Origin of the sequence: Comamonas sp. 7D-2 (genome assembly GCF_022749555.1) — a bacterium.
GTDB lineage: Bacteria > Pseudomonadota > Gammaproteobacteria > Burkholderiales > Burkholderiaceae_C > Comamonas > Comamonas thiooxydans.
Genome location: NZ_CP094238.1, coordinates 174,080 through 195,776 on the forward strand (window position 1 = coordinate 174,080; position 21,697 = coordinate 195,776).

The window sequence follows — 21,697 nt, forward strand, 5'->3', positions numbered from 1 at the left end:
CCGAATCCGGGCCGATCAGCCCAGTGCCACCACGCGCAGCACCTCGGCGCCATAGGCATCGAGCTTCTTGGTGCCCATGCCGCTGACTCCCTGCAGCTCCTGCAGGCTCTGGGGGTTGAGTTCGGCAATCGATGCCAGCGTGGCGTCGTGGAAGATCACATAGGCCGGCAGATTGTGAGACTTGGCGACTTCGGCGCGCCAGGCCTTGAGATTGATGAAGCGAACCTGTGCGTCGGGACCCAGATTGACCGCAGCTGCATTGGAGGCCGATTTCTTGCCCTGCTTCTTGCTGCGCGATGCGGCCACGGCCTCGCGCAGCTGCACCTGTATCTCGCCCTTGAGCACGGCACGCGAGCCCGCGGCCAGACACAGGGTGTCAAACACATGGCCGCTGTTCTCGCTCACCACCTTGTGCAGGCCCAGGGCACCCGTGGCCAGCAACTGGCGCATCACGGCGCGCAGCTGTGGCTCCGAATACTCCTTGCCGATGCCGAAGGTGGATACCTTGTCATGCCCGTACTGCGTGACCTTGTCCGTCTCCTTGCCGCGCAGCACGTCCATGATGTGGCCCGCACCATAGGTCAGGCCGCTGGCCTCGTGCACGCGGAAGATGGTGGACAGCAGCTTGCGTGCCGCATCCGTGCCATCCCATAGCGCCGGCGGCTCCAGGCAGTTGTCGCAGTTGCCGCAATGGGTGCGGGCAACGGCCTGCAGTGGCTTGCCATCCAGGCTCGGCTCCTGTCCATATTGCTCGCCAAAATAGGCCAGCAGGCGTACGCGGCGGCAGTCGGTGGCCTCGGCCAGACCGAGCAGGGCATCGAGCTTGCCGCGCATCACCTGCTTGAACTGTTCCTCGGCCGGGCTTTCGTCGATCATGCGGCGCTGGTTGACCACGTCGCTGAGACCGTAGGCCATCCAGGCATCGGCGGGCAGGCCGTCGCGGCCCGCACGGCCGGTTTCCTGGTAGTAGCCCTCGATGTTCTTGGGCATGTCCACATGAGCCACAAAGCGCACATCGGGCTTGTTGATGCCCATGCCGAAGGCAATCGTGGCGCACATCACCACGCCTTCTTCGCGCAGAAAACGGTCCTGATGGTTCTGGCGCATGTCCTGGGGCAGGCCTGCGTGGTAAGGCAGGGCATTGATGCCGTTCTGCACCAGGGTCTGGGCCAGCTCCTCGACACGCTTGCGCGACTGGCAATAGACCACGCCGGCCTCGCCCTCGTGCTCGCGTTCGATAAAGCGCAGCAGCTGGTTGCTGACGTCCTTTTTCTCGGCGATCTTGTAGCGGATGTTCGGGCGGTCAAAACTGCTGATGAAATGCTGGGCCGCTTCCAACTGCAGGCGCTCGATGATGTCGGCGCGCGTCAGCGCATCGGCCGTGGCCGTCAGCGCGATGCGCGGCACATCGGCATAGCGCTGGTGCAGCACACTCAGCGCGCGGTATTCAGGGCGGAAGTCGTGTCCCCACTGGCTCACGCAATGCGCTTCGTCGATGGCGAACAGCGACAGCTTGCCCTGGGCATGCAGATCGTCGAGCAGACCCAGAAAACGTGGCGTGTTCAGACGCTCGGGAGCGGCATAGAGCAGGGTGATGTCGCCGCTTTGCAGGCGCAGCTCCACCTCCTGCGTCTCGTCGTAGCTCAGGGTGGAGTTCAGATAGGCGGCGCTGATGCCGGCCTCATGCAGTGCGCCGACCTGGTCGTGCATGAGCGCGATCAGCGGCGAGACCACGATCGTCACGCCATGGCCGAGCTGCTGGCGCGCAATGGCCGGAACCTGGTAGCACAGCGATTTGCCGCCGCCCGTGGGCATGAGCACCAGCGCATCGCCGCCGTTGATGACATGCGAGACGATGGCCTGCTGGGGGCCACGGAATTGCTCGTAGCCAAAAACGGCTTGCAGAATGGATTGCGCGGAAGACACCGGGTACTCTTGAATCGATAGCTGGTAGCGCTTGCTGTATATGGGGAAGAGGCCGATTTGGCCTCTGGTGCAAGCATCAGAACTGGCCCTATTGTGCGCTGCGACCCGGCGCGCTGCCCGGGCCGGGTTATGCGCAATCAGCCAGCCTGCCCTATGGTGGAGGGCGAAAAATGCGCATCCAGCTCGTAGAGATCGGCGGGATAGGTCAGGCGCACAAAGGTGATGGGCAGCTGCCCGGTCCAGGTACGGCGGTCGATCACCAGGCAGGGAAAGCCGGGCTTGATCTCCAGCAGGCCGGCGGTTTCCTCGCTGGCTGCCTCGGCGCGAATGCGGTGTTCGGCCGAGCTCCAGGGCACGTGGTTGACCATCCAGGAGCTGGGACTGTGCTCGGTGAACGGCTCGTGCTCGGCGTCCGGCACGGATTCGAGATTGATCAGGCGGTCTTCGATGCAGAACGGACGCGATCCCGCCATGTGCAGGCACAGCACATGGACGATGGAGGCCGGCCGGGCCATGCGCATGGCCTCCATGTCCTCGCGCGTGCTGCGCCTTTGCGTGCGCCCGAGCAGCCTGCTCGAATACTCCTGCCCCATGCCCAGCACCACCTGGCGCAGATCGGGAATCTCCAGCACGGCAGAGCTGGTTTGCGGGCGCGTCACAAAGCTTCCCGCCTTGCGCTTGCGCACCAGCAGACCGGCTTCTGCCAGCTTGTTGAGCACCTTGCTCACCGTCATGCGCGAGCATTGGTAATGGACGGTCAGTTCCATCTCCGACGGGATGCGATAGCCGGGCGGCCAGCGGCCACTGAGAATGTTCTGTTCAATCTCGGTGAGAATTTTCCCGTGCAGCGACATGGAAGAGTGTTTGTCCATGGAGTGGATTACACCAGCAAATCCGGCCGGGTGCCGCTGCGCCTTCTAAGCGTTCAATACGGAGCGTGCAATGATGGTGCGCTGAATCTCGGAAGATCCTTCGTAGATGCGCAGAATGCGGGCGTCGCGCACATAGCGCTCCAGGGGCATTTCCCGGGTATAGCCGTAGCCGCCATGGATCTGCAGCGCCTCGTCGGTCACGAAGCCCACCATCTCCGAGGCGAACAGCTTGGCCATGGCCGACTGCTGGGTGAACGGCTGCCCCTGCTGGCGCAGTGCCAGGGCCTGCATGGTCAGCGCCCAGGCAGCTTCCAGGCGCAGCTTCATGTCGGCGAGCTTGAACTGTATGCCCTGCTTGTTGGCTATCGGTTCGCCGCCCACCAGACGCTGGTTGGCCCAGTCGGCCGCCGCCTTGAGTGCGGCCTCGGCGATGCCCAGAGAGGTCGCAGCCACGTCCAGGCGGCTGTTGTCCAGCACCTTCATGGCAGTCTTGAAGCCGCTGCCCTCGGCACCGAGGCGGTTGGCGGCAGGAACGCGCACGCTGTCCAGCGAGACTTCAAAGGCATGGCCGCCACGAATGCCCATGAGCTTCTCGGGCGACGAAATCTGTATGCCGGGCAGATCGCGCGGCACGATGAAGGCGCTGACCCCGCGTGCCGCAGCTTCCGCATCGGTCTTGGCGAACACCACCATGAAGCGGGCCTCCGCCGCATTCGAGATGAAGTGCTTGACGCCTGTGATCAGATAGTCGTCGCCGTCGCGCACGGCCCGGGTACGCATGTCTGCAGGGTGGGAGCCGCCGCGCGGCTCGGTCAGCGCAAAGGCCGCCAGCCATTCCCCGCTGGCGCAGCGCGGCAGCCATTGCTCGCGCTGCGTTTCGTCGCCGGCTATGAGAACGGCATCCGTGCCCAGGTAGTGAGCACCGATCATGGACGAGGTCGCGGCGCAGGCGCGCGAGATGGCGACCAGCGACATCAGCATGGCGGTGGGGGTGACGCCCGGTCCGCCAAAGCGTTCCGGCAGATTCATGCCCATCACGCCCAGCGCGGAAAGGCCGGGCACATGGCGCGTGGCGGAAAAGGCTTCCTCGTCCATGGCCTGGGCCACGGGCGCCAAGGTTTCCTCGGCAAAGCGTGCAACGGCATCGGCAACGGCCTGATCTTCTTCGGTCGCGCCCAGACGAATCAATGACATGGCGGTCTCTCCTTGTTTTCTACCAATCAAAATCAACCCAAAGCGCCTGCTTCGCGCAAAGCGGCAATGGCATCCGTGCTGCGGCCCAGCCAGCTTTGCAGCAGCAGCTCCGTGTGTTCGCCCAGGGCCGGTGCGCGTTGCGCACGATTGGGCAGAGCGCCGTTGAAATGCACGGGCTGTGTCGGCAGCTGCAGGCCCGGGAGGCGTTCGTCCTCGACCTCGCAGAGCAGGCCACGCGAGCGGATCTGCTCGGAGTTCAGGGCCTGCTCTATGTTCCAGATGGGGGCTGCGGGAACGCCTGCCGCTTCGAGCCGCGCCACCACATCGGCCACATCGTGCTGCGTGCTCCAGCCCTCCAGCGCGGCGCGCAATGCGGGCTCGTTGGCCGAGCGGGTTTCATCGCTGGCAAAACGCGGATCGCTGGCCAGCTCGGGCAGGTTCATGGCAGCAGCGGTGGCGTCGAACAGCTTCTTGTTGAGCACGGCCAGGGCGTAATGGCCGTCACGTGCCCTGTAGACGCCAAACGGCGCCGAGAGCGGATGCCGGTTGCCCACACGCCGGGCAGGCTGGCCGGTGAACAGATAGCGCGACATCGATGTCGCCAAAAAGCTCAGCGTGGTGTCGAACATGGCGACATCGACATGCTGGCCGACTCCGGTTCTCTGCGCCTGCAACAGGGCCGCCAGTGTCGCCCAGGAAGCAAACAGGCCGGCAACCACATCGCTGACCGCCTCGCCGACCAGGGTGGGCGCGCCTTGAGGCTCGCCCGTGGCCTCCATCAGGCCGCTCATGGCCTGAACAATGATGTCGTAGGCCGGGCGGTGGGCCAGCGGGCCGGTCTGGCCAAAGCCGGAGACGCTGACATACACCAGCCGGGGATTGAGGGCGCGCAGCGTTTCGGGGCCGATGCCCAGGCGCTCGGCCACGCCCGGCCTGAAGTTCTCGACCACCACATCGACCTGCCGGGCCAGCTCATGCACCACGGCGACCGCATCCGCATGCTTGAGGTCCAGCACCAGGCTTTGCTTGTTGCGATTCATGACCGTGAACAAGGCGCTTTGCCCATTCTTCATGGGGCCGATGGCGCGGTAGTCGTCGCCCTGGGGCGGCTCCACCTTCACGACTTCCGCGCCCAGATCGGCCAGCAAGGCCGTGGACATGGGGCCCGCCAGAACCCGGGTGAAGTCCAGGATGCGGATGCCGTCCAGCGGACGGGAGGCAGTTTTTTCGGTTGATGCAAGCATGGGAGTCCTGCTGTTGATCTGAAGCGATGCCTGCATGCTGCCCAAAACATGAATCAATAGAAAATATTCATTTCCCATTCACTGGATTCAAAAAATTGATTCAGATAAATCTGCGCCAGCTCGAATATTTTGTCGCCGCGGCACGCCACGGCAGCACGGCCAAGGCGGCGCTGGCCATCAATGTTTCACAGCCCTCCATCTCCAAGGCGATTGCCGACCTGGAGGCCCAATGGAGCGAGAAGCTTTTTGTGCGCAAACATGCCGTCGGGCTGGACCTGACCGCGGCAGGGCTGGCCAGAAGCCGGGAGGCCCTGAGTCTTCTGGAGGCTGCGCAACTGCTTCAGGAGCCACGCAAGCAGGCGGTTTCCGGCACGCTGAGGCTGGGCTTTCTGAGCACGCTGGGCGCGCTGTGGATTCCGCAACTGCTCACCCAGATGCAAAAGCGCCACCCGTCCATCGACATCGAGTTGATCGAAGGGGACATCGCCTCCCTGACGCGGCAAGTGGAGCGAGGGGAGATCCATGCTGCACTGCAATATGACCTGGGCCTGGCTCGCCCTTTGCTGACCATGCACCCGGTTGCCGCGTTGCCGCCCTATGCCTTGCTGCCTGCCAGGCACGCCCTGTCTGCGGCGCCCAGCGTGAGTCTGGCGGAGCTGGCCCAGTCGCCGTTGCTGCTGATCAACCTGCCTCAGAGCAGAGAGTACTTTCTCTCGCTGTTTCGGGAGGCGGGCGTGGTTCCCACGGTGAACTATGAACTGGCGTCGATAGAGCTGGTGCGTTCCATGGTCGCCAACGGGCATGGCGTCAGCGTTCTGACCACGCGGCCGGTGGTCGACCGAACCCACGACGGCAAGCGGCTGGTCTGCAAAAGAATCAAGGGCCGCGTCGCCAAGCAGGCCGTGGTGCTGTCGGTGCCCAGGAGCAATGCCTCGGCGCTGATTGCACCATTTCTGACCGTGGCAAAAAGCGTGATTGCACCCGACTAGCGCAACGCGGGGGCTGTTTTGGTGCGCGCCCACAAGGCCGGCGGAGGCGGCTCGCGGGCGAGCGAATTGGCACATAGCTTGCTTTTGTGGATTGTTGACTCATGTCTATACAGCTGGGAAATACGGTAACTATGGCGCTCGGGTAAGCCTGTATATACATGTTCAATCAGCAATCGCAAACTTCGCTGTCTGCACTGTCGTGCAAGGCTTGAAGTCCGCATCAACAACCGAACTGCTTTGGCATCGACCGAGGAGAGTCCCATGAAATCGACACGTCGCGTTCCAATCTGGCAACTGGCATTAGCCGCAACCGTTCTAGTGTCTGCTGCACAACATGCAGCGGCTCAGGAGACCAAGATCGTCCTGGGCATGTCGGGATGGACAGGCTTTGCGCCGCTGACGCTCGCGGACAAGGCCGGGATCTTTAAGAAGAACGGCCTCAATGTCGAAATCAAGATGATTCCTCAGAAGGACCGGCATCTGGCGCTGGCCTCGGGGGCCGTGCAATGCGCCGCCACCACCGTGGAGACGCATGTGGCCTGGAACACCAATGGTGTGCCGATCGTGCAGATCTTCCAGATGGACAAGTCCTTTGGAGCGGACGGCATTGCCGTGCGCAACGACGTCAAGAACTTTGCCGATCTGAAAGGCAAGACCGTCGCCGTCAGCGCGCCGGGTACGGCTCCCTACTTCGGGCTGGCCTGGATGCTGAACAAGAACGGCATGACCATGAAGGACATCAAGACCGTGTCGCTGGAGCCCCAGCCTGCGGCACAGGCCTTTGTCTCCGGTCAGAACGATGCGGCCATGACCTATGAGCCCTACCTGTCCACGGTGCGCGCCAACCCTAGCGCAGGCAAGATTCTGGCCACCACCATCGACTACCCGATGGTGATGGATACCGTGGGCTGTGATCCCAAGTGGCTCAAGGCCAACACGGCAGCCGCCAAGGCGCTGACCCAGTCCTATTTCGATGCCATCGCCATGATCAATTCCGACAAGGAAAAGAGCTACGAAATCATGGGCGCGGCCGTCAAGCAAAGCGGCGAGCAGTTCGGCAAGTCGGCAGCCTTTCTGAAATGGTCGGACAAGGAGGCCAATCAGAAATTCTTTGCCAGCGACCTGCTGCCTTTCATGAAGGAGTCTGCTGCCATCCTCAAGGAGGCCGGCGTGATTCGCAGCATTCCTGAGAACTACGGCGTCATGTACGACGCCAGCTTCATCAAGTAAGCGCAAAGAGGTTGCACATGGAAGCGGTATCACCTTCTATCAAGTCTGCATCACCCGCATCGGTTCAGGTGGCATCGCCTTCCGTGAGGCCGGCTCGCCGGCGCTACATGGCCCCTCTGGAGCCTGTCAGCCCCAAGGCCAAATGGCTGCTCGGCACGGGCTTCTTCGTGCTGTTCCTGCTGATCTGGTCGGCCGTCACCTTTGGCGGACTGGTCTCGCCGACCTTTCTCGCCAGCCCGCTGACGATGCTGCGCGAAGGCATTTTGCTGTTCACGGAGTTCGACTTTCATCATGACATCGGCATGACCGTATGGCGCGTCATGGGGGGCTTCATATTGGCCAGCGTCGTGGCCGTGCCGCTGGGCATTGCCATGGGGGCCTGGAAGCCCGTGGAGGCGTTCTTCGAGCCCTTTGTCTCGTTCTGCCGCTACCTGCCCGCCTCGGCCTTCATCCCGCTGCTGATTCTCTGGGCCGGCGTGGGCGAAGCCCAGAAGCTGCTGGTCATCTTCATCGGCTCGGTGTTCCAGATCACCCTCATGGTGGCCGTGACCGTGGGCGGTGCGCGCAAGGACCTGGTGGAGGCCGCCTACACACTGGGCGCCAGCAATACCGGCATCGTCAAGCGGGTGCTGATTCCCGGTGCCGCCCCGGGCATCGCGGAAACCCTGCGCCTGGTGCTGGGCTGGGCCTGGACCTACGTGATCGTCGCCGAGCTGATCGGCTCGTCCTCGGGCATCGGGCACATGATCACCGACAGCCAGGCGCTGCTCAATACCGGACAGATCATCTTCGGCATCATCATCATCGGGCTCATCGGTCTGGTGTCGGATTTCATCTTCAAAACCGTCAACCGTCGCATGTTCGAATGGAGTTCCCTGTGATGAACCAGCTGTCCATTCAAGGCGTTTCGCGCACCTTCACCAGCCACAAAGGCGTCAGCACCCAGGCCTTGCTGCCGGTGGATTTCGAGGTCCGGGAGAACGATTTCGTGACCATTCTGGGCCCCTCGGGCTGCGGCAAATCGACGATGCTGCGCATTGTTGCGGGTCTGGATTTCCCGACGACAGGGCAGGTGCTGCTGGACGGGAAACTGGTGCAGGAGCCTGGCGCCGACCGCGGCATGGTGTTCCAAAGCTACACCTTGTTCCCCTGGCTGACCGTGGCGCAGAACATCCGCTTCGGGCTGCGCGAGAAAGGCGTGAGCGAAGCCATTCAGAAAGAGCGCAGCGACTACTTCATTGCCAAGGTGGGTTTGCGCGGGTTTGAGAATCACTATCCCAAGCAGCTGTCTGGAGGCATGCAGCAACGCACGGCGATCGCGCGTGCGCTGGCCAACGATCCCAAGATCCTGCTCATGGACGAGCCCTTCGGTGCGCTGGACAACCAGACCCGGGTTCTGATGCAGGAATTGCTGCTGGGCATCTGGGAGGCCGAGCGCAAGACGGTGATGTTCGTGACCCACGATATCGATGAAGCCATCTTCATGGCCAATCGCGTGGCCGTGTTCAGCGCGCGTCCGGGCCGCATCAAGGCAGACATTCCGGTCCATCTGCCGCACCCGCGCCACTACACCGTCAAGACCTCGCCCGAGTTCATGGAGCTCAAGGCCCGGTTGACGGAAGAGATTCGCGCCGAGTCACTGGCTGCGGCTGCTCACTGAGGCCTGCATCATGAATGTCCGAGACCCTGCACAGCGCAAACCGGCTCCTGCCGCCCAGATGCCGCTCGCGCTGTACCAGCAGGTCAAGGACCATGTGCTGCGCAAGATCGGCGACGGATCGCTGGCCGCCGGTGCGCGCGTACCTTCCGAGCAGGAACTGGTGAACGAGTTCGGCGTGGCGCGCATGACGGTGAACCGCGCGCTGCGCGAACTGGCCGAGCAGGGCGTGATCGTGCGTGTGGCCGGTGTCGGCTCCTTCGTGGCCGAGGAAAAGCCGCAATCGACCCTGCTGCGCATCGCCAATATCGGTGAAGAGATCACCCAGCGGGGGCATGACCATCGCTTCGAGCTGCTCGACATGCGCCGCGAGTCCGCCTCGCCCGAGGTCGCTGCGGCGCTGGACCTGGCGGTCGGCGCCTCGGTCTTTCACCTGCACGGCGTGCACTTCGAAAACGAGCTGCCGGTCCAGATCGAAGACCGCTATGTGAACCCCCGTCTGGTCCCCGACTTCATGGACCAGGATTTCTCTGCCGTGCAACCCTCGGTCTATCTGGTGCGCAATGTGCAGTACGACCAGATCGAGCATGTGGTCGATGCGATCTTGCCTACGGCCGAGCAGGCTCGGCTGTTGCAGATGGCTCTCGACCAGCCTTGCCTGATGCTCACGCGCCGTACCTGGCTGCGCGGCGTCCCTATCACCTGGGTGCATTGCGTGCATCCGGGCATGCGCTACCGACTCGGTAGCCGTTTCCGAACCGATTCAGTGCACGGCGGCTGATCCCGGCCAGGCCCTTGAATCCCTCAGTACGTTTTTGTTTCTCTTGACTGTATAGACAGGTATAGCCATGAACACGACCACCACCCAAGAGCTCTCGAACTCCGAACTGGAACTGCATCCCGGCGAGCTCACGCTGGCTCAGCTGCGCCGCATTCAGGACGGCGGCGTGCAGCTCAGCATGGCGCAGGCTGCCTATGGCGCCATGCGCAAGGCCGAGGCGCATGTGCAGCACATCGTCGATGAAGACCAGGTGGTCTACGGCATCAATACCGGTTTCGGCAAGCTGGCTTCGACCAAGATCGCCCATGAGCGTCTGGCCGAGCTGCAGCGCAATCTGGTGCTTTCGCACAGTGTCGGCACGGGCGAGCCGCTGCCGGATCATGTGGTGCGCCTGGTTCTGGCCACCAAGGCCGTGAGTCTGGCCCGCGGGCATTCGGGAGCCCGCACGGCGTTGGTGGACGCGCTGCTGGCCCTGGCCAATGCCGATGTCCTGCCCGTGATTCCCTCCAAGGGGTCGGTAGGGGCTTCGGGCGATCTGGCGCCGCTGTCACACCTGGCCTGCGTGCTGATCGGCGAGGGGCAGGCCAAGGTGGGCGGCAAGCTCGTTTCCGGCCGTGAGGCCATGCAGCATATCGGCCTGGAGCCCTTTGTGCTCGGCCCCAAGGAAGGGCTGGCGCTGCTCAATGGAACCCAGGTTTCCACCTCGCTGGCGCTGGCCGGCCTGTTCCAGGCCGAAAGCGTGCTGGCCGCAGGACTGGTCGCAGGTTGCCTGACGCTGGAAGCCATACAGGGCTCCATCAAGCCCTTCGATGCGCGCATCCACGCGGCACGCGGCCAGCAGGGACAGATCGCCGTGGCGGCTGCCGTGCGCTCGCTGCTGGACGGCAGCGCCATCGACCCCTCGCACCCCAATTGCGGGCGCGTGCAGGACCCCTATTCCATCCGCTGCGTGCCGCAGGTCATGGGCGCCTGCCTGGACAATCTCAGCCATGCCGCGCGCGTGCTGGTCATCGAAGCCAATGCAGCCTCGGACAATCCGCTGGTGTTCGATAACGGCGACGTGATTTCGGGCGGTAACTTTCACGCCGAACCCGTGGCTTTCGCCGCCGACATCATGGCCTTGGCGATCGCTGAAATCGGCGCCATCTCCGAGCGTCGCATGGCCTTGCTGCTGGACACCGGACTATCGCGCCTACCGGCCTTTCTGATCGAGGACAGCGGCGTCAACTCGGGCTTTATGATCGCCCAGGTCACGGCGGCTGCCCTGGCGGCCGAGAACCAGTGCCTGGCCCATCCCAGCAGCGTGACCAGTCTGCCCACCTCGGCCAACCAGGAAGACCATGTCTCCATGGCCACCTATGGCGCGCGTCGCCTGGCAGACATGGTCAGGAACACGGCCGTGATCGTGGGCGTGGAGGCCATGGCCGCAGTCCAGGGCATGGACTTCGACCGCCGGCTCAAGAGCTCGCCGCTGATCGAGGAGCAGTACGCGCTGATCCGCAGTCAGGTGCCCTATCTGGACAAGGACCGCTATCTGGCCCCCGATATCGAAATCATGCGTCTGTGGGCGCTGGAAACCGCCTGGCCCGAGGTGTTGCAGAGCATTCTGCCGAGCACGGAGCGCTGAAACTGCTGCCTACAACCCACACCGCAAAAATCGCCGGTGCCCCAGGCCAGGGGTGCCGAGCAAGAGCCGCCTCGCAGCGAGGGCGCCGTCCCCTTGGGGGAAGGCGGCGCAGCCGCTCAGGGGGATCAGAAATTTCCCGCGAACTGGTAGCGCGAAGCCGGGTGCCACAGGGCCGAAACCGAGGCCACCTGGCCCTGGGAGCGGGTTCTGCGGCGCAATACCAGACAGGGTTCGGTGACCTCCATGCGCAAAAGCTCCGCCACCTCGGCCGTGGGCATGCTCGCTTCGATGGAGAAATTCACGCCCTGCAGCGGAGCCACGCGCACCAGGTAGGCATTGGGCGTCTGGCTTGCAAAGTCCTGGCTCAGATAGTCGGGAGCCACGGCCGGATTCACATAGCGGTCTTCGATCTGGATGGGGACATCGTTCTCGAAGTGCACGACCACGGAGTGAAACAGATGGGTGGCGGCGCTCAGCTCGAACTGGCGCAGCAGGGCGGCATCGACCTTGCAGCGCTCGAGCCGCTGCAACTCCCCCCGGTGCCGGTGGCCGCGTGCGCCAATTTCGTCGGCGATATTGCGCAGCTCCACCAGGGTGGCCTGGTACTTCTGCTGGGCCACGAAAGTGCCCGAGCCCTGGACACGCGTCAGTGTTTTTTCGTCGCTGAGCTCGCGCAGCGCGCGGTTGACGGTCATGCGCGCCACATTGAACTGCTTGACCAGGGCGGCCTCGCTGGGAATGGCCTGGCCTTCCTGCCATACGCCACTTTGAATCTGCTGCAGCACATGGTCTTTGATGCGCTGGAACGCAGGTACGGCGGCGGTGGTATCGGTTCGCGACATAGGGTTTGTGTGGATCAGAAAAGCTGTCTAGATGATTGACGTGGGTGGGAGTAAATCACAAAATTCGTCTATACAACTTCGCGAAAATAAATGAAAGTTGTTCGGACATATAAGAGACATCCAGAGGGATTGACGGAGCAATTCATGAGTATTGATACAGCAACGCTGGGTTCCTCTGGCGCCATAGAGACCAGAACCATAGACATGGTTCCGGAGAGCGAGCGCCACGGCTCGCCCTCCAGCCAGTTCACCCTCTGGTTCGGAGCCAATTGCCAGATCACGGCCATTGTCGACGGAGCGCTGGCCATCGTGTTCGGCGCCGAGGCCATGACGGCCATCATCGGTCTGCTGATCGGCAACATTCTCGGCGGCATCGTCATGGCCCTGCATTCGGCCCAGGGCCCGCGCCTGGGCCTGCCCCAGATGATTTCCAGCCGCGTGCAGTTCGGCGTCAAGGGCGCGGCCCTGCCGCTGCTGCTGGTGATCCTTATGTACCTGGGCTTCGCGGCCACGGGCACGGTTCTCTCGGGCCAGGCCATCAACCGCATGTTCGATTTCTCGGCCCCGCAGACCGGCATGATCATCTTCGGCACGCTGACCGCCATCGTGGCCGTGGTGGGCTATCGCCTCATCCACGTGCTCGGCCGCGTGGCCACGGTGATCGGGCTGCTGGGCTTTGCCTACCTGGCCGTGCGCCTGGGCATGCAGTACGACGTGGCCAGCGCCTTCGGCCAGAAGCCCTTCACCTGGGCGAGCTTCCTGCTCACCATCGCGCTGTCGGCCGGCTGGCAGATGACCTTCGCGCCCTACGTCGCCGACTACTCGCGCTACCTGCCGTCCAACACGCCTACGTCGCGGGCCTTCACCACCACCTTCATGGGCAGCGTGATCGGCGCGCAGATCGCCATGACGCTGGGTGTGCTGGTCGCCGCGCTGGGTGGCCAGTTCCTGAAGAACCAGGTCGGCTTCATCGGTGACCTGGCTGGCCCGGCCGCCATCGTGATCTACCTGGTGATCGTCTCTGGCAAGCTCACGGTGAACTGCCTCAATGCCTACGGCGGCTTCATGACCATCCTGACCACGGTCAGCGGCTTCAACAACAAGACGCAGATCTCTCCCGTCGCGCGCATCGCCTACATCGTCGGCTTCGTGCTGCTGTCGCTGGTGGTGGCCTTGCTGGCCAGCGCCGACTTCCTGAACAACTTCAAGAACTTCGTGCTGCTGCTGCTCGCCGTCTTCGTGCCCTGGAGCGCGGTGAATCTGGTGGACTACTACCTGGTGTCCAAGGAGCGGGTCGACATTCCCGCGCTATACGACCCCCAGGGCCGTTATGGCAGCTACAACTTCATGGCGCTGGGTTGCTATGTGCTGGGCATCCTGGTGCAGATCCCGTTACTGAACCAGGCGCTGTACAAGGGTCCGCTCGCCTCCATGCTGGGCGGTGCCGACATCTCCTGGATCGTCAGCCTGCTGGTGACATCGCTGGTGTACTACCCACTGGCCAAGCGGTCCATGAAGGTGCCTGCGGCCATGATCTATCCCAAGTGCAGCCCGGCCCCAGCCGTCGAGCCCGACTTCTACGCCGAGGCAACCCGCTTCCGCGCCGAGCCGTAACGCCTTTTCCATATTCTCTCCATTACTGTCAAAGGAGCAGCCATGACTACCCCTACCGATTCGCGCATCGACCCCACCCGCGTCATCCGCGCCCCTCGCGGCAACCAGCTCAGCTGCAAGAACTGGCTGACCGAAGCGGCCTACCGCATGATCCAGAACAACCTCGACCCCGAGGTCGCCGAGAACCCGCAAGCCCTGGTGGTCTACGGCGGCATCGGCCGCGCCGCCCGCAACTGGGAGTGCTACGACCAGATCCTGGCGTCCCTCAAGGAACTCAATGAGGACGAGTCCCTGCTGGTCCAGTCGGGCAAGCCTGTGGGCGTGTTCAAGACCCATCCGGGCGCGCCCCGCGTGCTAATCGCCAACTCCAACCTGGTGCCCAAGTGGGCCACCTGGGAGAAGTTCAACGAGCTGGACCGCAAGGGCCTGTTCATGTACGGCCAGATGACGGCCGGCAGCTGGATTTACATCGGCAGCCAGGGCATCGTGCAGGGCACTTTCGAGACCTTTGTCGAAGCCGGTCGCCAGCACTACAACAACGACCTGACCGGCAAGTGGATTCTCACGGCCGGCCTGGGCGGCATGGGTGGCGCCCAGCCCCTGGCCGCCACGCTGGCCGGCGCCTGCTCGCTGAACATCGAATGCAAGCAGTCCAGCATCGACTTCCGTCTGCGCTCGCGCTACCTCGACGAACAGGCCACCGACCTGGACGACGCACTGGCCCGCATCCAGCGCTACACCCAGGAGAAGAAGGCCATCTCCATCGGCCTGCTGGGCAATGCCGCTGAAATCCTGCCCGAGCTGGTCAAGCGCGCCAAGGCCGGCGGCCCCAAGCCCGACATCGTGACCGACCAGACTTCGGCCCACGACCTGATCAACGGCTACCTGCCCATGGGCTGGACCGTGGCACAGTGGGAAGCAGCCGCTGCCGACCCCAGCCAGCACGCCAAGCTGACCAAGGCCGCGGCCCAGGGCTGCGCCGTGCATGTGCAGGCCATGCTGGACTTCCAGGCCATGGGCATCCCCACGGTGGACTACGGCAACAACATCCGCCAGGTGGCATTCGACGAGGGTGTGAAGAACGCCTTCGACTTCCCCGGTTTCGTGCCCGCCTACATCCGTCCGCTGTTCTGCGAGGGCAAGGGCCCGTTCCGCTGGGTGGCGCTGTCGGGCGACCCCGAGGACATCTACAAGACCGACGCCAAGATCAAGGAGCTGTTCCCCGAGAACAAGCACACCCACCGCTGGCTGGACATGGCGCGCGAGCGCATCGCCTTCCAGGGCCTGCCCGCACGTATCTGCTGGCTGGGTCTGGGCGAGCGCCACAAGGCGGCCCTGGCCTTCAATGAAATGGTCAAGAACGGCGAACTCAAGGCCCCCATCGTCATCGGTCGCGACCACCTGGATACCGGCTCCGTGGCCAGCCCCAACCGTGAGACCGAAGCCATGAAGGACGGCACGGATGCCGTCTCCGACTGGCCGCTGCTCAACGCCCTGCTCAACACTGCCGGCGGCGCCACCTGGGTCAGTCTGCACCACGGCGGCGGCGTGGGCATGGGCTACTCGCAGCACTCCGGCATGGTCATCGTGGCCGACGGCACCGATGAGGCCGCTGCGCGGCTGGCGCGCGTGCTGGTCAACGACTGCGGCTCGGGCGTGATGCGCCATGCGGACGCAGGCTACGAGCTGGCCATCGAGACCGCGCGCAAGCAGGGCCTGAAGCTGCCCATGGTGAAGTAAGCGCCATGGCCGCCGCGCACATGACTCAACGGAGAATCCTCCGTGCTCCCGCATTGCTGCGTGGCGTCGCCCTGGCCGCGGCGCTGCTGGTGCCCGGCTGGGCGGCCGCGCAGGAGCCCGCCGCGATCGATCGCCTGATGGGCGAGATGTACCCGCAGCTGGATACGCTGTACAAGGATCTGCACGCCCACCCCGAACTGGGCTTTGCCGAGACCCGTACCGCCGCTCGGCTGGCGAAGGAGCTGCGCAGCCTCGGCTTCGAGGTGACGGAGCAGGTCGGCAAGACCGGCGTGGTGGCCCTGCTGCGCAACGGCACGGGCCCCACGGTGATGGTCCGTACCGACATGGACGCGCTGCCTATGGAGGAAAAGACCGGCCTGTCCTATGCCAGCCGCGCCAAGACCACCTGGAACGGCCGCGAGACCTTCGTGGCGCATAGCTGCGGCCACGACGTTCACATGGCGGCGTGGGTCGGCGTGGCGCGCACGCTGTCGGCTCTGAAGTCGCAGTGGCGCGGCACGCTCATGCTGGTTGCCCAGCCCGCGGAAGAAACCGGCGCCGGTGCGCGTGCCATGCTGGCCGACGGACTGTTCACCCGCTTTCCCAAGCCCGACGTGGCGCTGGCGCTGCACACCGACCCGCGCCCCATCGGCACCGTCAGTTATGCGGTGGGGCCGATGACCTCGGCCGCCAACGAGGTGCAGATCACCTTCAAGGGCCGTGGCGGCCACGGCTCGGCGCCACACAAGGCGCTCGATCCGGTGATGATTGCCGCGCGCTTCATCGTCGACGTGCAGTCGGTCGTCAGCCGTGACAAGGACCCGATGGAATTCGGCGTCGTCACCATCGGCGCGATGCAGGCGGGCAGCTCGGGCAACATCATCCCCGACCGGGTGGTGCTGCGCGGCACGATCCGCAGTTACGCACCGGCGGTACGCGCGCAACTGCTCGACGGCGTGCGCCGTGTCGCGCTTGCCTCGGCCGCAGCGGCTGGCGCGCCGGAGCCCGATATCTCGCTGCCGGACACCAGCTCCGCCACCGTCAATAACCCGGCCGTCGTGGCGAAGGTCGAGTCGGTGCTGAAGGCCGCATTGGGGGCCGACAACGTGGCGCGCACGCCGCCGCTGACCACCAGCGAAGACTTCGCCGAATACGGCGCCGAGGGCGTGCCCTCGATGTTCTTCCTGGTCGGCGTCACCGACCCGCAGGAAGTGGCCGCCTCGCAGCGCCCCGGCGGCAAGCCGCTGGTGTTCAACCACTCGCCGCAGTTCGCGCCGCTGCCGGAGCCCTCCATCAAGACCGGCGTGAAGGCCATGAGCCTGGCGGCGCTGGGCTTCCTGGGCAAGCCTTGACACGCATCATTGCGTGCCAGACGGCTGCGGCCCCGGCTCGGTACTCCCGCGCTGGGGTACGCCGGTTCTAGCGCGGCGTTTGTTTTAATTCTTTGTGCTTTTGATCGATGCAACGCTTTGACCTGAACCAGATTGCGCCCAGCCCGTGGAAGAACGGGGGCGGCAGCACGCGCGAGATTGCCTGCTGGCCGCAGGGTGCGGGCATGGACAGCTTTGGCTGGCGCGTGAGCGTGGCCACAATTGCCCAGGCCGGCCCGTTTTCTGCATTTCCGGGCATAGACCGCCAGATCATGCTGCTTGATGGCGACGGGGTACGGCTGCACAGCGCCCAGGCCGGGCTCGAGCATGCATTGACCGAGCGCTGGCAGCCATTCGCCTTTTCGGGCGATATGGCGCTGGATTGCGATCTGCTGGGCGGGCCGTCCAGCGACTTCAATGTCATGACCCGGCGCGGACAGTGGTCGGCCAGTCTGGAGCAGCTCGGTGGCCAGGCAGAGGCGGGGCTGAGCGCCGCAGGGCTTTGCATGGTGCTGGAGGGTGGCTGGAAATGCGCCGACGGGCGGATACTGCAAGCCGGTCAGGGCCTCTGGTGGACCAGCCCCCAGGCCGAGCCGCTGCTGGCGCAGGACGAGCAGGCCAGGCTGATTCTGGTCAACCTGACGCCGCACAGCTGAAACAGGAGCAGCTTGCGCGCTTTGGTTGGTCATTTCAATATGTATTGATATGAAAAATCAGGAGTGGCAAGCGCATGAAGCTATGAAATTAGTAGTTTCATGGTTTGAATTGCCGTAATCGAACACTAGGAGCATCGCCATGACGCAAGTTATTTCCCATCCTGCAGTCTCTGCCGACGGCTGCTGGTACAACCTGCGTCTGGCGCCGGAGCTGTATGTCTCCGAAGTGGCGGATATTCCCGAGGGCACGCTGGCCTGCATCGTGGTGCAGCAAGGCCGCATGGTCTGGGTGGGCCCGCAGGATGCCATGCCCGCCGAATACCAAGCGCTGCCCCTGCATGATGGCGCAGGGCGCCTGGCCACGCCGGGCCTGATCGACTGCCACACTCACCTGGTCTATGGCGGCGAGCGTGCCAACGAGTTTGCCATGCGCCTGGCCGGGGCCAGCTACGAAGAAGTGGCCCGTGCCGGCGGAGGCATCGTCTCCAGCGTCAGGGCCACGCGCGAAGCGTCGGAGGACGAGCTGGTGGCGCTGGCGTTGCCGCGTCTCGAGCAGTTGCTGGCCGAAGGCGTGACGGCCATAGAGATCAAGTCGGGCTACGGCCTGGCCCTGGAACACGAGCGCAAGCAACTGCGTGCCGCAAGGCGCCTGGGCGAGCTGTGTGCGGTGACCGTGCGCACCACCTTTTTAGGGGCCCATGCGCTGCCGCCCGAATATGCGGGTCGCAGCCAGGAATACACGGATCTGGTCTGTCAGGTCATGCTGCCGGCGCTGGCCGCCGAAGGCCTGATCGATGCCGTCGATGTGTTCTGCGAGCGCATTGCCTTCTCGCTGGCAGAGACCGAGCAGGTCTTTCAGGCGGCCAAGGCCTTGGGCCTGCCCGTCAAGCTGCATGCCGAGCAGCTGTCGAATATGGAGGGTGCAGCCCTCGCGGCCCGCTATGGTGCGCTGTCCTGCGACCACATCGAGCACCTGTCCGAACACGGCATTGACGAGATGAAGAAGGCCGGTACCGTGGCCGTGCTGCTGCCCGGAGCCTTCTACACGCTGCGCGACACCAAAGTGCCGCCGATTGAGGAATTAAGGGCCGCCAAGGTCCCCATGGCCGTTTCTACCGATCACAATCCGGGTACCTCCCCGTGCTTGAGCTTGCTGCTCATGGCCAATATGGCTTGCACGCTGTTCCGTCTGACGGTTCCCGAGGCTCTGGCAGGCATCACCCGGCATGCCGCGCAGGCTCTGGGTCTGCAGGACGAGCAAGGCCTGATTGCCGTGGGCCGTCCCGCCAACTTCGTGCTCTGGCCCGTGAAGCAGGCTGCCGAGCTGGCCTACTGGTTCGGCAGCAAGCCTGACTGTACGGTGGTGCGCCAGGGCCTGATTGCGCAGCAAGCCAAAGCCTGAAAGCGGGGAGCGCGAAAGGTTGCTGATGTCTCACGAACAATTTCTCAATGAACTGATTTCCACCCTGGGCGCCGATGTGGCGCTGCACGGCACGGACACGCCCGAGCGTAGCCGCACCGACTGGAGCGGCACGCCGCCCCAGCAGCCGTTGGCGCTGGTGCGCCCACGGACCACGGAGGAAGTCAGCGCGGTCATGCGTCTGTGCAGCGCCCACCGGATTGCGGTAGTGCCGCAGGGCGGTCTGACCGGGCTGGCCGGTGCAGCGGTTCCGATGGAGGGGGCCGTGGCCCTGTCGCTGGATCGCATGAACCGCATCGAGGACATCGATGCCAAGACCGGGCTGATGCAGGTGCAGGCCGGTGTCACCCTGCAAGCCGTGCAGGAAGCTGCCGTCGATGTCGGCATGGTGTTCGGCGTGGATCTCGGTGCTCGCGGCAGTTGCCAGATCGGCGGCAATGTCTCCACCAATGCGGGCGGCAACGGCGTGCTGCAGCACGGCATGATGCGCGAGCAGGTGCTGGGCCTGGAAGTGGTGCTGGCCGACGGCACGGTGCTGCCCATGCTGCGCCCCATGATCAAGAACAACACGGGCTACGACCTCAAGCAGTTCTTCATCGGTGCCGAAGGCACGCTGGGCATCATCACGCGCGTGCTGCTGCGCCTGCGTCCCGCGCCCCAGGCCACGGCCACGACGCTGGTGGCCATGCCCGATTTCGACTCGGCCCTGGCCGTGCTCAAGCGCATGCAATCGCGCTTCGGCAACAGCGTCGCGGCCTATGAGCTGATGTGGGACAGCTTTGTGCAGGCCTCCATGTCCTGGCTCAAGCTCGCTGCGCCTTTTGAGCAGCGCTACCCCTTGCTGGCCCTGATCAATGTGGACGGCAAGGACGAGGCGCAGCTGCAGGGCGATCTGCAGCAGGTGCTTGAGGAAGCCATGGAGGCCGGCGAGGTGCTCGATGCCATCGTGGCCCAGTCGGTCGCACAGGTGCAGCAGCTGTGGAAGCTGCGCGAGGCACCGGCCGAGCTCAACAACAATATGCATCCCGCGATCAACTTCGACGTGAGCCTGCCCCAGGCCGACATCGGCCGTTTTGCCGAAGCCTGCATGCAGGCCTTTGCCGCGCGCTGGCCTGGTCACCAGGCGCTGTACTTCGGCCATGTGGGCGACGGCAACCTCCATGTCTCGGTGGATGGCAAGACCGTCAACGGCGAATGCGAGCAGGTGGAGGAGCTTCTCTACCGCATCGTGGGCGAGATGCAGGGCAGCGTCTCCGCAGAGCACGGCATCGGCCTGCACAAGAAACCGTATCTGGGCAACAGCCGAACGCCTGCGGAGCTGGCGGCGATGCGGGCCATCAAGCTGGCCCTCGATCCACTGGGCCTGATGAATCCCGGAAAGGTGTTTGATCTATGACGAATTCCCTGGTGGCCTCGCTGGCCCGTGCCCAGGTGCGCCCGCTGCCTGCGTACAACGCCGGCCTGTCCAACGAAGCGGTGCGGGCGCGCTATGGCGTGACCGATATTGCGCGACTGGCCAGCAATGAAAATCCCTTCGGTGCCAGCGCCTCGGTGCGCCGGGCGATTGCCGATGTGGCCAATGATGTGGGCAACTATCCCGATGCCAACTGCACGGCCTTGCGCGAAGCCATTGCCGAGCGCACGGGGCTGCCCGCCGGGCGCCTGGTGTTCGGCGACGGCTCGGAAGACCTGATCAAGATTCTCTGCGAGGTCTTTCTCGCCCCCGGCGATCTGGTTGTGACCCAGCGTCCCGTGTTCGGCCTGCACGAAATCTATCCGAAGATGATGGGCGCGGAGGTCGAGCTCCTCGACCTCAACGAGGAGCTGGGCTTCGATTTGGGCGCCTGGTGCGCTGCAGTGGCCAAGGCCCCCAAGATAGCCTTCCTGCCCAACCCGTCCAACCCCGTGGGCTGCATGATGGATGCGGCGCAGTTTGCGCAGGTGCTGGAGGCCACGCCCGCCAACACCGTGCTGGTGGTGGATGAGGCCTATTACGAATACGCGCTGCATGACGACGACTACCCCGATGTGCTGGCCATGCTGGAGGCGCGTGTCGGGCCCTGGATCGTGCTGCGCACCTTCTCCAAGGCCTGGGGCCTGGCCGGTCTGCGCGTGGGCTACGGCATGGCCGACAGCGCCGAGCTGGTGAGCCTGATGGACAAGGTGCGTTCGCCCTTCAATGTGAACATGGCGGCCCAGCGTGCGGCGCTGGCCGCCTGGAACGATCCCGCGCACATGCGCAGCGGTGTGGCGACCACGGTGGCGCTGCGCGAAGATCTGCGCAGACGGCTGCTGGCGCTGGCAGGGCCGGGCCGGCCGCTGCAAGGCCTGCGCATTGCGCCTTCGGTGGCCAACTTCCTGTTCCTCGACCTCGGCCGTCACAATGGCCCGGTGACCGAGGCGCTGCTCAGGCAGGGCGTGATCGTCAAACCCTGGAAGGAGCCCGGCTTCGAGCATTTCCTGCGCGTGTCCATAGGCACCGAAGGCGACAACGTGCGTTTTGTGCAGGCCTTGCTGGCCGCGCTCGAGGCCTGA

At 64.3% G+C, this 21,697-nt stretch carries 18 protein-coding genes; 13 read left to right on the forward strand and 5 right to left on the reverse strand.

What is annotated here, in order from left to right:
* Positions 1-15 precede the first annotated feature (15 nt).
* From recQ to MPZ60_RS00785, 4 genes are all read right to left on the reverse strand, one after another.
* Positions 16-1,926, reverse strand: coding sequence for a DNA helicase RecQ (recQ, locus tag MPZ60_RS00770; protein ID WP_034351351.1), 1,911 nt, complete (start codon positions 1,924-1,926; stop codon positions 16-18).
* Between the two features lie 137 nt (positions 1,927-2,063).
* The gene (gene hutC, locus MPZ60_RS00775) at positions 2,064-2,798 is read right to left on the reverse strand and encodes a histidine utilization repressor (protein WP_223305653.1); all 735 of its coding nucleotides are present in this window, start codon (positions 2,796-2,798) and stop codon (positions 2,064-2,066) included.
* Between the two features lie 45 nt (positions 2,799-2,843).
* The gene (locus tag MPZ60_RS00780) at positions 2,844-3,992 is read right to left on the reverse strand and encodes an acyl-CoA dehydrogenase family protein (RefSeq protein WP_034351353.1); all 1,149 of its coding nucleotides are present in this window, start codon (positions 3,990-3,992) and stop codon (positions 2,844-2,846) included.
* Between the two features lie 32 nt (positions 3,993-4,024).
* Positions 4,025-5,314 carry a CaiB/BaiF CoA-transferase family protein gene (locus MPZ60_RS00785; RefSeq protein ID WP_187771839.1) on the reverse strand — a complete coding sequence of 430 codons (1,290 nt, stop codon included), beginning with the start codon at positions 5,312-5,314 and terminating at the stop codon, positions 4,025-4,027.
* Between the two features lie 17 nt (positions 5,315-5,331).
* Here MPZ60_RS00785 and MPZ60_RS00790 point away from each other — a divergent pair, with 17 nt between their 5' ends.
* The 6 genes from MPZ60_RS00790 (at position 5,332) to hutH (ending at position 11,520) form a co-directional block, all read left to right on the forward strand.
* A complete protein-coding gene (locus MPZ60_RS00790; RefSeq protein ID WP_034351355.1) occupies positions 5,332-6,225 on the forward strand; it encodes a LysR substrate-binding domain-containing protein in 894 nt (297 codons plus the stop codon).
* A 261-nt stretch (positions 6,226-6,486) separates the two neighbouring features.
* Positions 6,487-7,455: an ABC transporter substrate-binding protein gene (locus tag MPZ60_RS00795; protein WP_034351357.1), complete on the forward strand. Its 969-nt coding sequence runs from the start codon at positions 6,487-6,489 to the stop codon at positions 7,453-7,455.
* 17 nt (positions 7,456-7,472) lie between these two features.
* Positions 7,473-8,336: an ABC transporter permease gene (locus tag MPZ60_RS00800; RefSeq protein ID WP_034351359.1), complete on the forward strand. Its 864-nt coding sequence runs from the start codon at positions 7,473-7,475 to the stop codon at positions 8,334-8,336.
* On the forward strand, positions 8,336-9,115 hold the full coding sequence (locus MPZ60_RS00805) for an ABC transporter ATP-binding protein (protein ID WP_034351586.1): 780 nt from the start codon (positions 8,336-8,338) through the stop codon (positions 9,113-9,115). The genes MPZ60_RS00800 and MPZ60_RS00805 overlap by 1 nt, the downstream gene beginning before the upstream one ends.
* 10 nt (positions 9,116-9,125) lie before the next feature.
* Positions 9,126-9,893, forward strand: a complete 768-nt coding sequence (hutC, locus tag MPZ60_RS00810; protein WP_034351361.1) for a histidine utilization repressor — start codon at positions 9,126-9,128, stop codon at positions 9,891-9,893.
* Between the two features lie 67 nt (positions 9,894-9,960).
* On the forward strand, positions 9,961-11,520 hold the full coding sequence (gene hutH / locus MPZ60_RS00815) for a histidine ammonia-lyase (protein WP_034351362.1): 1,560 nt from the start codon (positions 9,961-9,963) through the stop codon (positions 11,518-11,520).
* Between the two features lie 125 nt (positions 11,521-11,645).
* Here hutH and hutC (MPZ60_RS00820) read toward each other — a convergent pair whose 3' ends face one another.
* Entirely contained in the window at positions 11,646-12,362 is a 717-nt protein-coding gene (gene hutC / locus MPZ60_RS00820) for a histidine utilization repressor (RefSeq protein ID WP_034351364.1), read from the reverse strand.
* 144 nt (positions 12,363-12,506) lie between these two features.
* Between hutC (MPZ60_RS00820) and MPZ60_RS00825 the strand changes: the two genes are divergently transcribed.
* The 7 genes from MPZ60_RS00825 (at position 12,507) to MPZ60_RS00855 (ending at position 21,697) form a co-directional block, all read left to right on the forward strand.
* Entirely contained in the window at positions 12,507-13,976 is a 1,470-nt protein-coding gene (locus MPZ60_RS00825) for a cytosine permease (RefSeq protein WP_242881946.1), read from the forward strand.
* 42 nt (positions 13,977-14,018) lie between these two features.
* A complete protein-coding gene (hutU, locus tag MPZ60_RS00830; protein ID WP_034351367.1) occupies positions 14,019-15,716 on the forward strand; it encodes a urocanate hydratase in 1,698 nt (565 codons plus the stop codon).
* A 20-nt stretch (positions 15,717-15,736) separates the two neighbouring features.
* Positions 15,737-17,068 carry an amidohydrolase gene (locus MPZ60_RS00835; protein WP_052057552.1) on the forward strand — a complete coding sequence of 444 codons (1,332 nt, stop codon included), beginning with the start codon at positions 15,737-15,739 and terminating at the stop codon, positions 17,066-17,068.
* A gap of 107 nt (positions 17,069-17,175) precedes the next feature.
* A complete protein-coding gene (locus tag MPZ60_RS00840; RefSeq protein ID WP_034351370.1) occupies positions 17,176-17,742 on the forward strand; it encodes a HutD family protein in 567 nt (188 codons plus the stop codon).
* 139 nt (positions 17,743-17,881) lie between these two features.
* A complete protein-coding gene (hutI, locus tag MPZ60_RS00845; protein ID WP_034351371.1) occupies positions 17,882-19,144 on the forward strand; it encodes an imidazolonepropionase in 1,263 nt (420 codons plus the stop codon).
* Between the two features lie 25 nt (positions 19,145-19,169).
* Positions 19,170-20,558: an FAD-binding oxidoreductase gene (locus MPZ60_RS00850; protein WP_034351373.1), complete on the forward strand. Its 1,389-nt coding sequence runs from the start codon at positions 19,170-19,172 to the stop codon at positions 20,556-20,558.
* Complete coding sequence (locus MPZ60_RS00855; protein ID WP_034351375.1) at positions 20,555-21,697, forward strand: histidinol-phosphate transaminase; 1,143 nt, start codon at positions 20,555-20,557, stop codon at positions 21,695-21,697. The genes MPZ60_RS00850 and MPZ60_RS00855 overlap by 4 nt, the downstream gene beginning before the upstream one ends.

Coding starts and splice junctions, on each gene's coding strand:
- hutC (WP_223305653.1), bottom strand. CDS start 2,798: ATGGACAAACACTCTTCCATGTCGCTGCACGGGAAAATTCTCACCGAG.
- MPZ60_RS00780 (WP_034351353.1), bottom strand. CDS start 3,992: ATGTCATTGATTCGTCTGGGCGCGACCGAAGAAGATCAGGCCGTTGCC.
- MPZ60_RS00785 (WP_187771839.1), bottom strand. CDS start 5,314: ATGGGAAATGAATATTTTCTATTGATTCATGTTTTGGGCAGCATGCAG.
- MPZ60_RS00795 (WP_034351357.1), top strand. CDS start 6,487: ATGAAATCGACACGTCGCGTTCCAATCTGGCAACTGGCATTAGCCGCA.
- MPZ60_RS00800 (WP_034351359.1), top strand. CDS start 7,473: ATGGAAGCGGTATCACCTTCTATCAAGTCTGCATCACCCGCATCGGTT.
- MPZ60_RS00805 (WP_034351586.1), top strand. CDS start 8,336: ATGAACCAGCTGTCCATTCAAGGCGTTTCGCGCACCTTCACCAGCCAC.
- hutC (WP_034351361.1), top strand. CDS start 9,126: ATGAATGTCCGAGACCCTGCACAGCGCAAACCGGCTCCTGCCGCCCAG.
- hutH (WP_034351362.1), top strand. CDS start 9,961: ATGAACACGACCACCACCCAAGAGCTCTCGAACTCCGAACTGGAACTG.
- hutC (WP_034351364.1), bottom strand. CDS start 12,362: ATGTCGCGAACCGATACCACCGCCGCCGTACCTGCGTTCCAGCGCATC.
- MPZ60_RS00825 (WP_242881946.1), top strand. CDS start 12,507: ATGAGTATTGATACAGCAACGCTGGGTTCCTCTGGCGCCATAGAGACC.
- hutU (WP_034351367.1), top strand. CDS start 14,019: ATGACTACCCCTACCGATTCGCGCATCGACCCCACCCGCGTCATCCGC.
- MPZ60_RS00835 (WP_052057552.1), top strand. CDS start 15,737: ATGACTCAACGGAGAATCCTCCGTGCTCCCGCATTGCTGCGTGGCGTC.
- MPZ60_RS00840 (WP_034351370.1), top strand. CDS start 17,176: ATGCAACGCTTTGACCTGAACCAGATTGCGCCCAGCCCGTGGAAGAAC.
- hutI (WP_034351371.1), top strand. CDS start 17,882: ATGACGCAAGTTATTTCCCATCCTGCAGTCTCTGCCGACGGCTGCTGG.
- MPZ60_RS00850 (WP_034351373.1), top strand. CDS start 19,170: ATGTCTCACGAACAATTTCTCAATGAACTGATTTCCACCCTGGGCGCC.
- MPZ60_RS00855 (WP_034351375.1), top strand. CDS start 20,555: ATGACGAATTCCCTGGTGGCCTCGCTGGCCCGTGCCCAGGTGCGCCCG.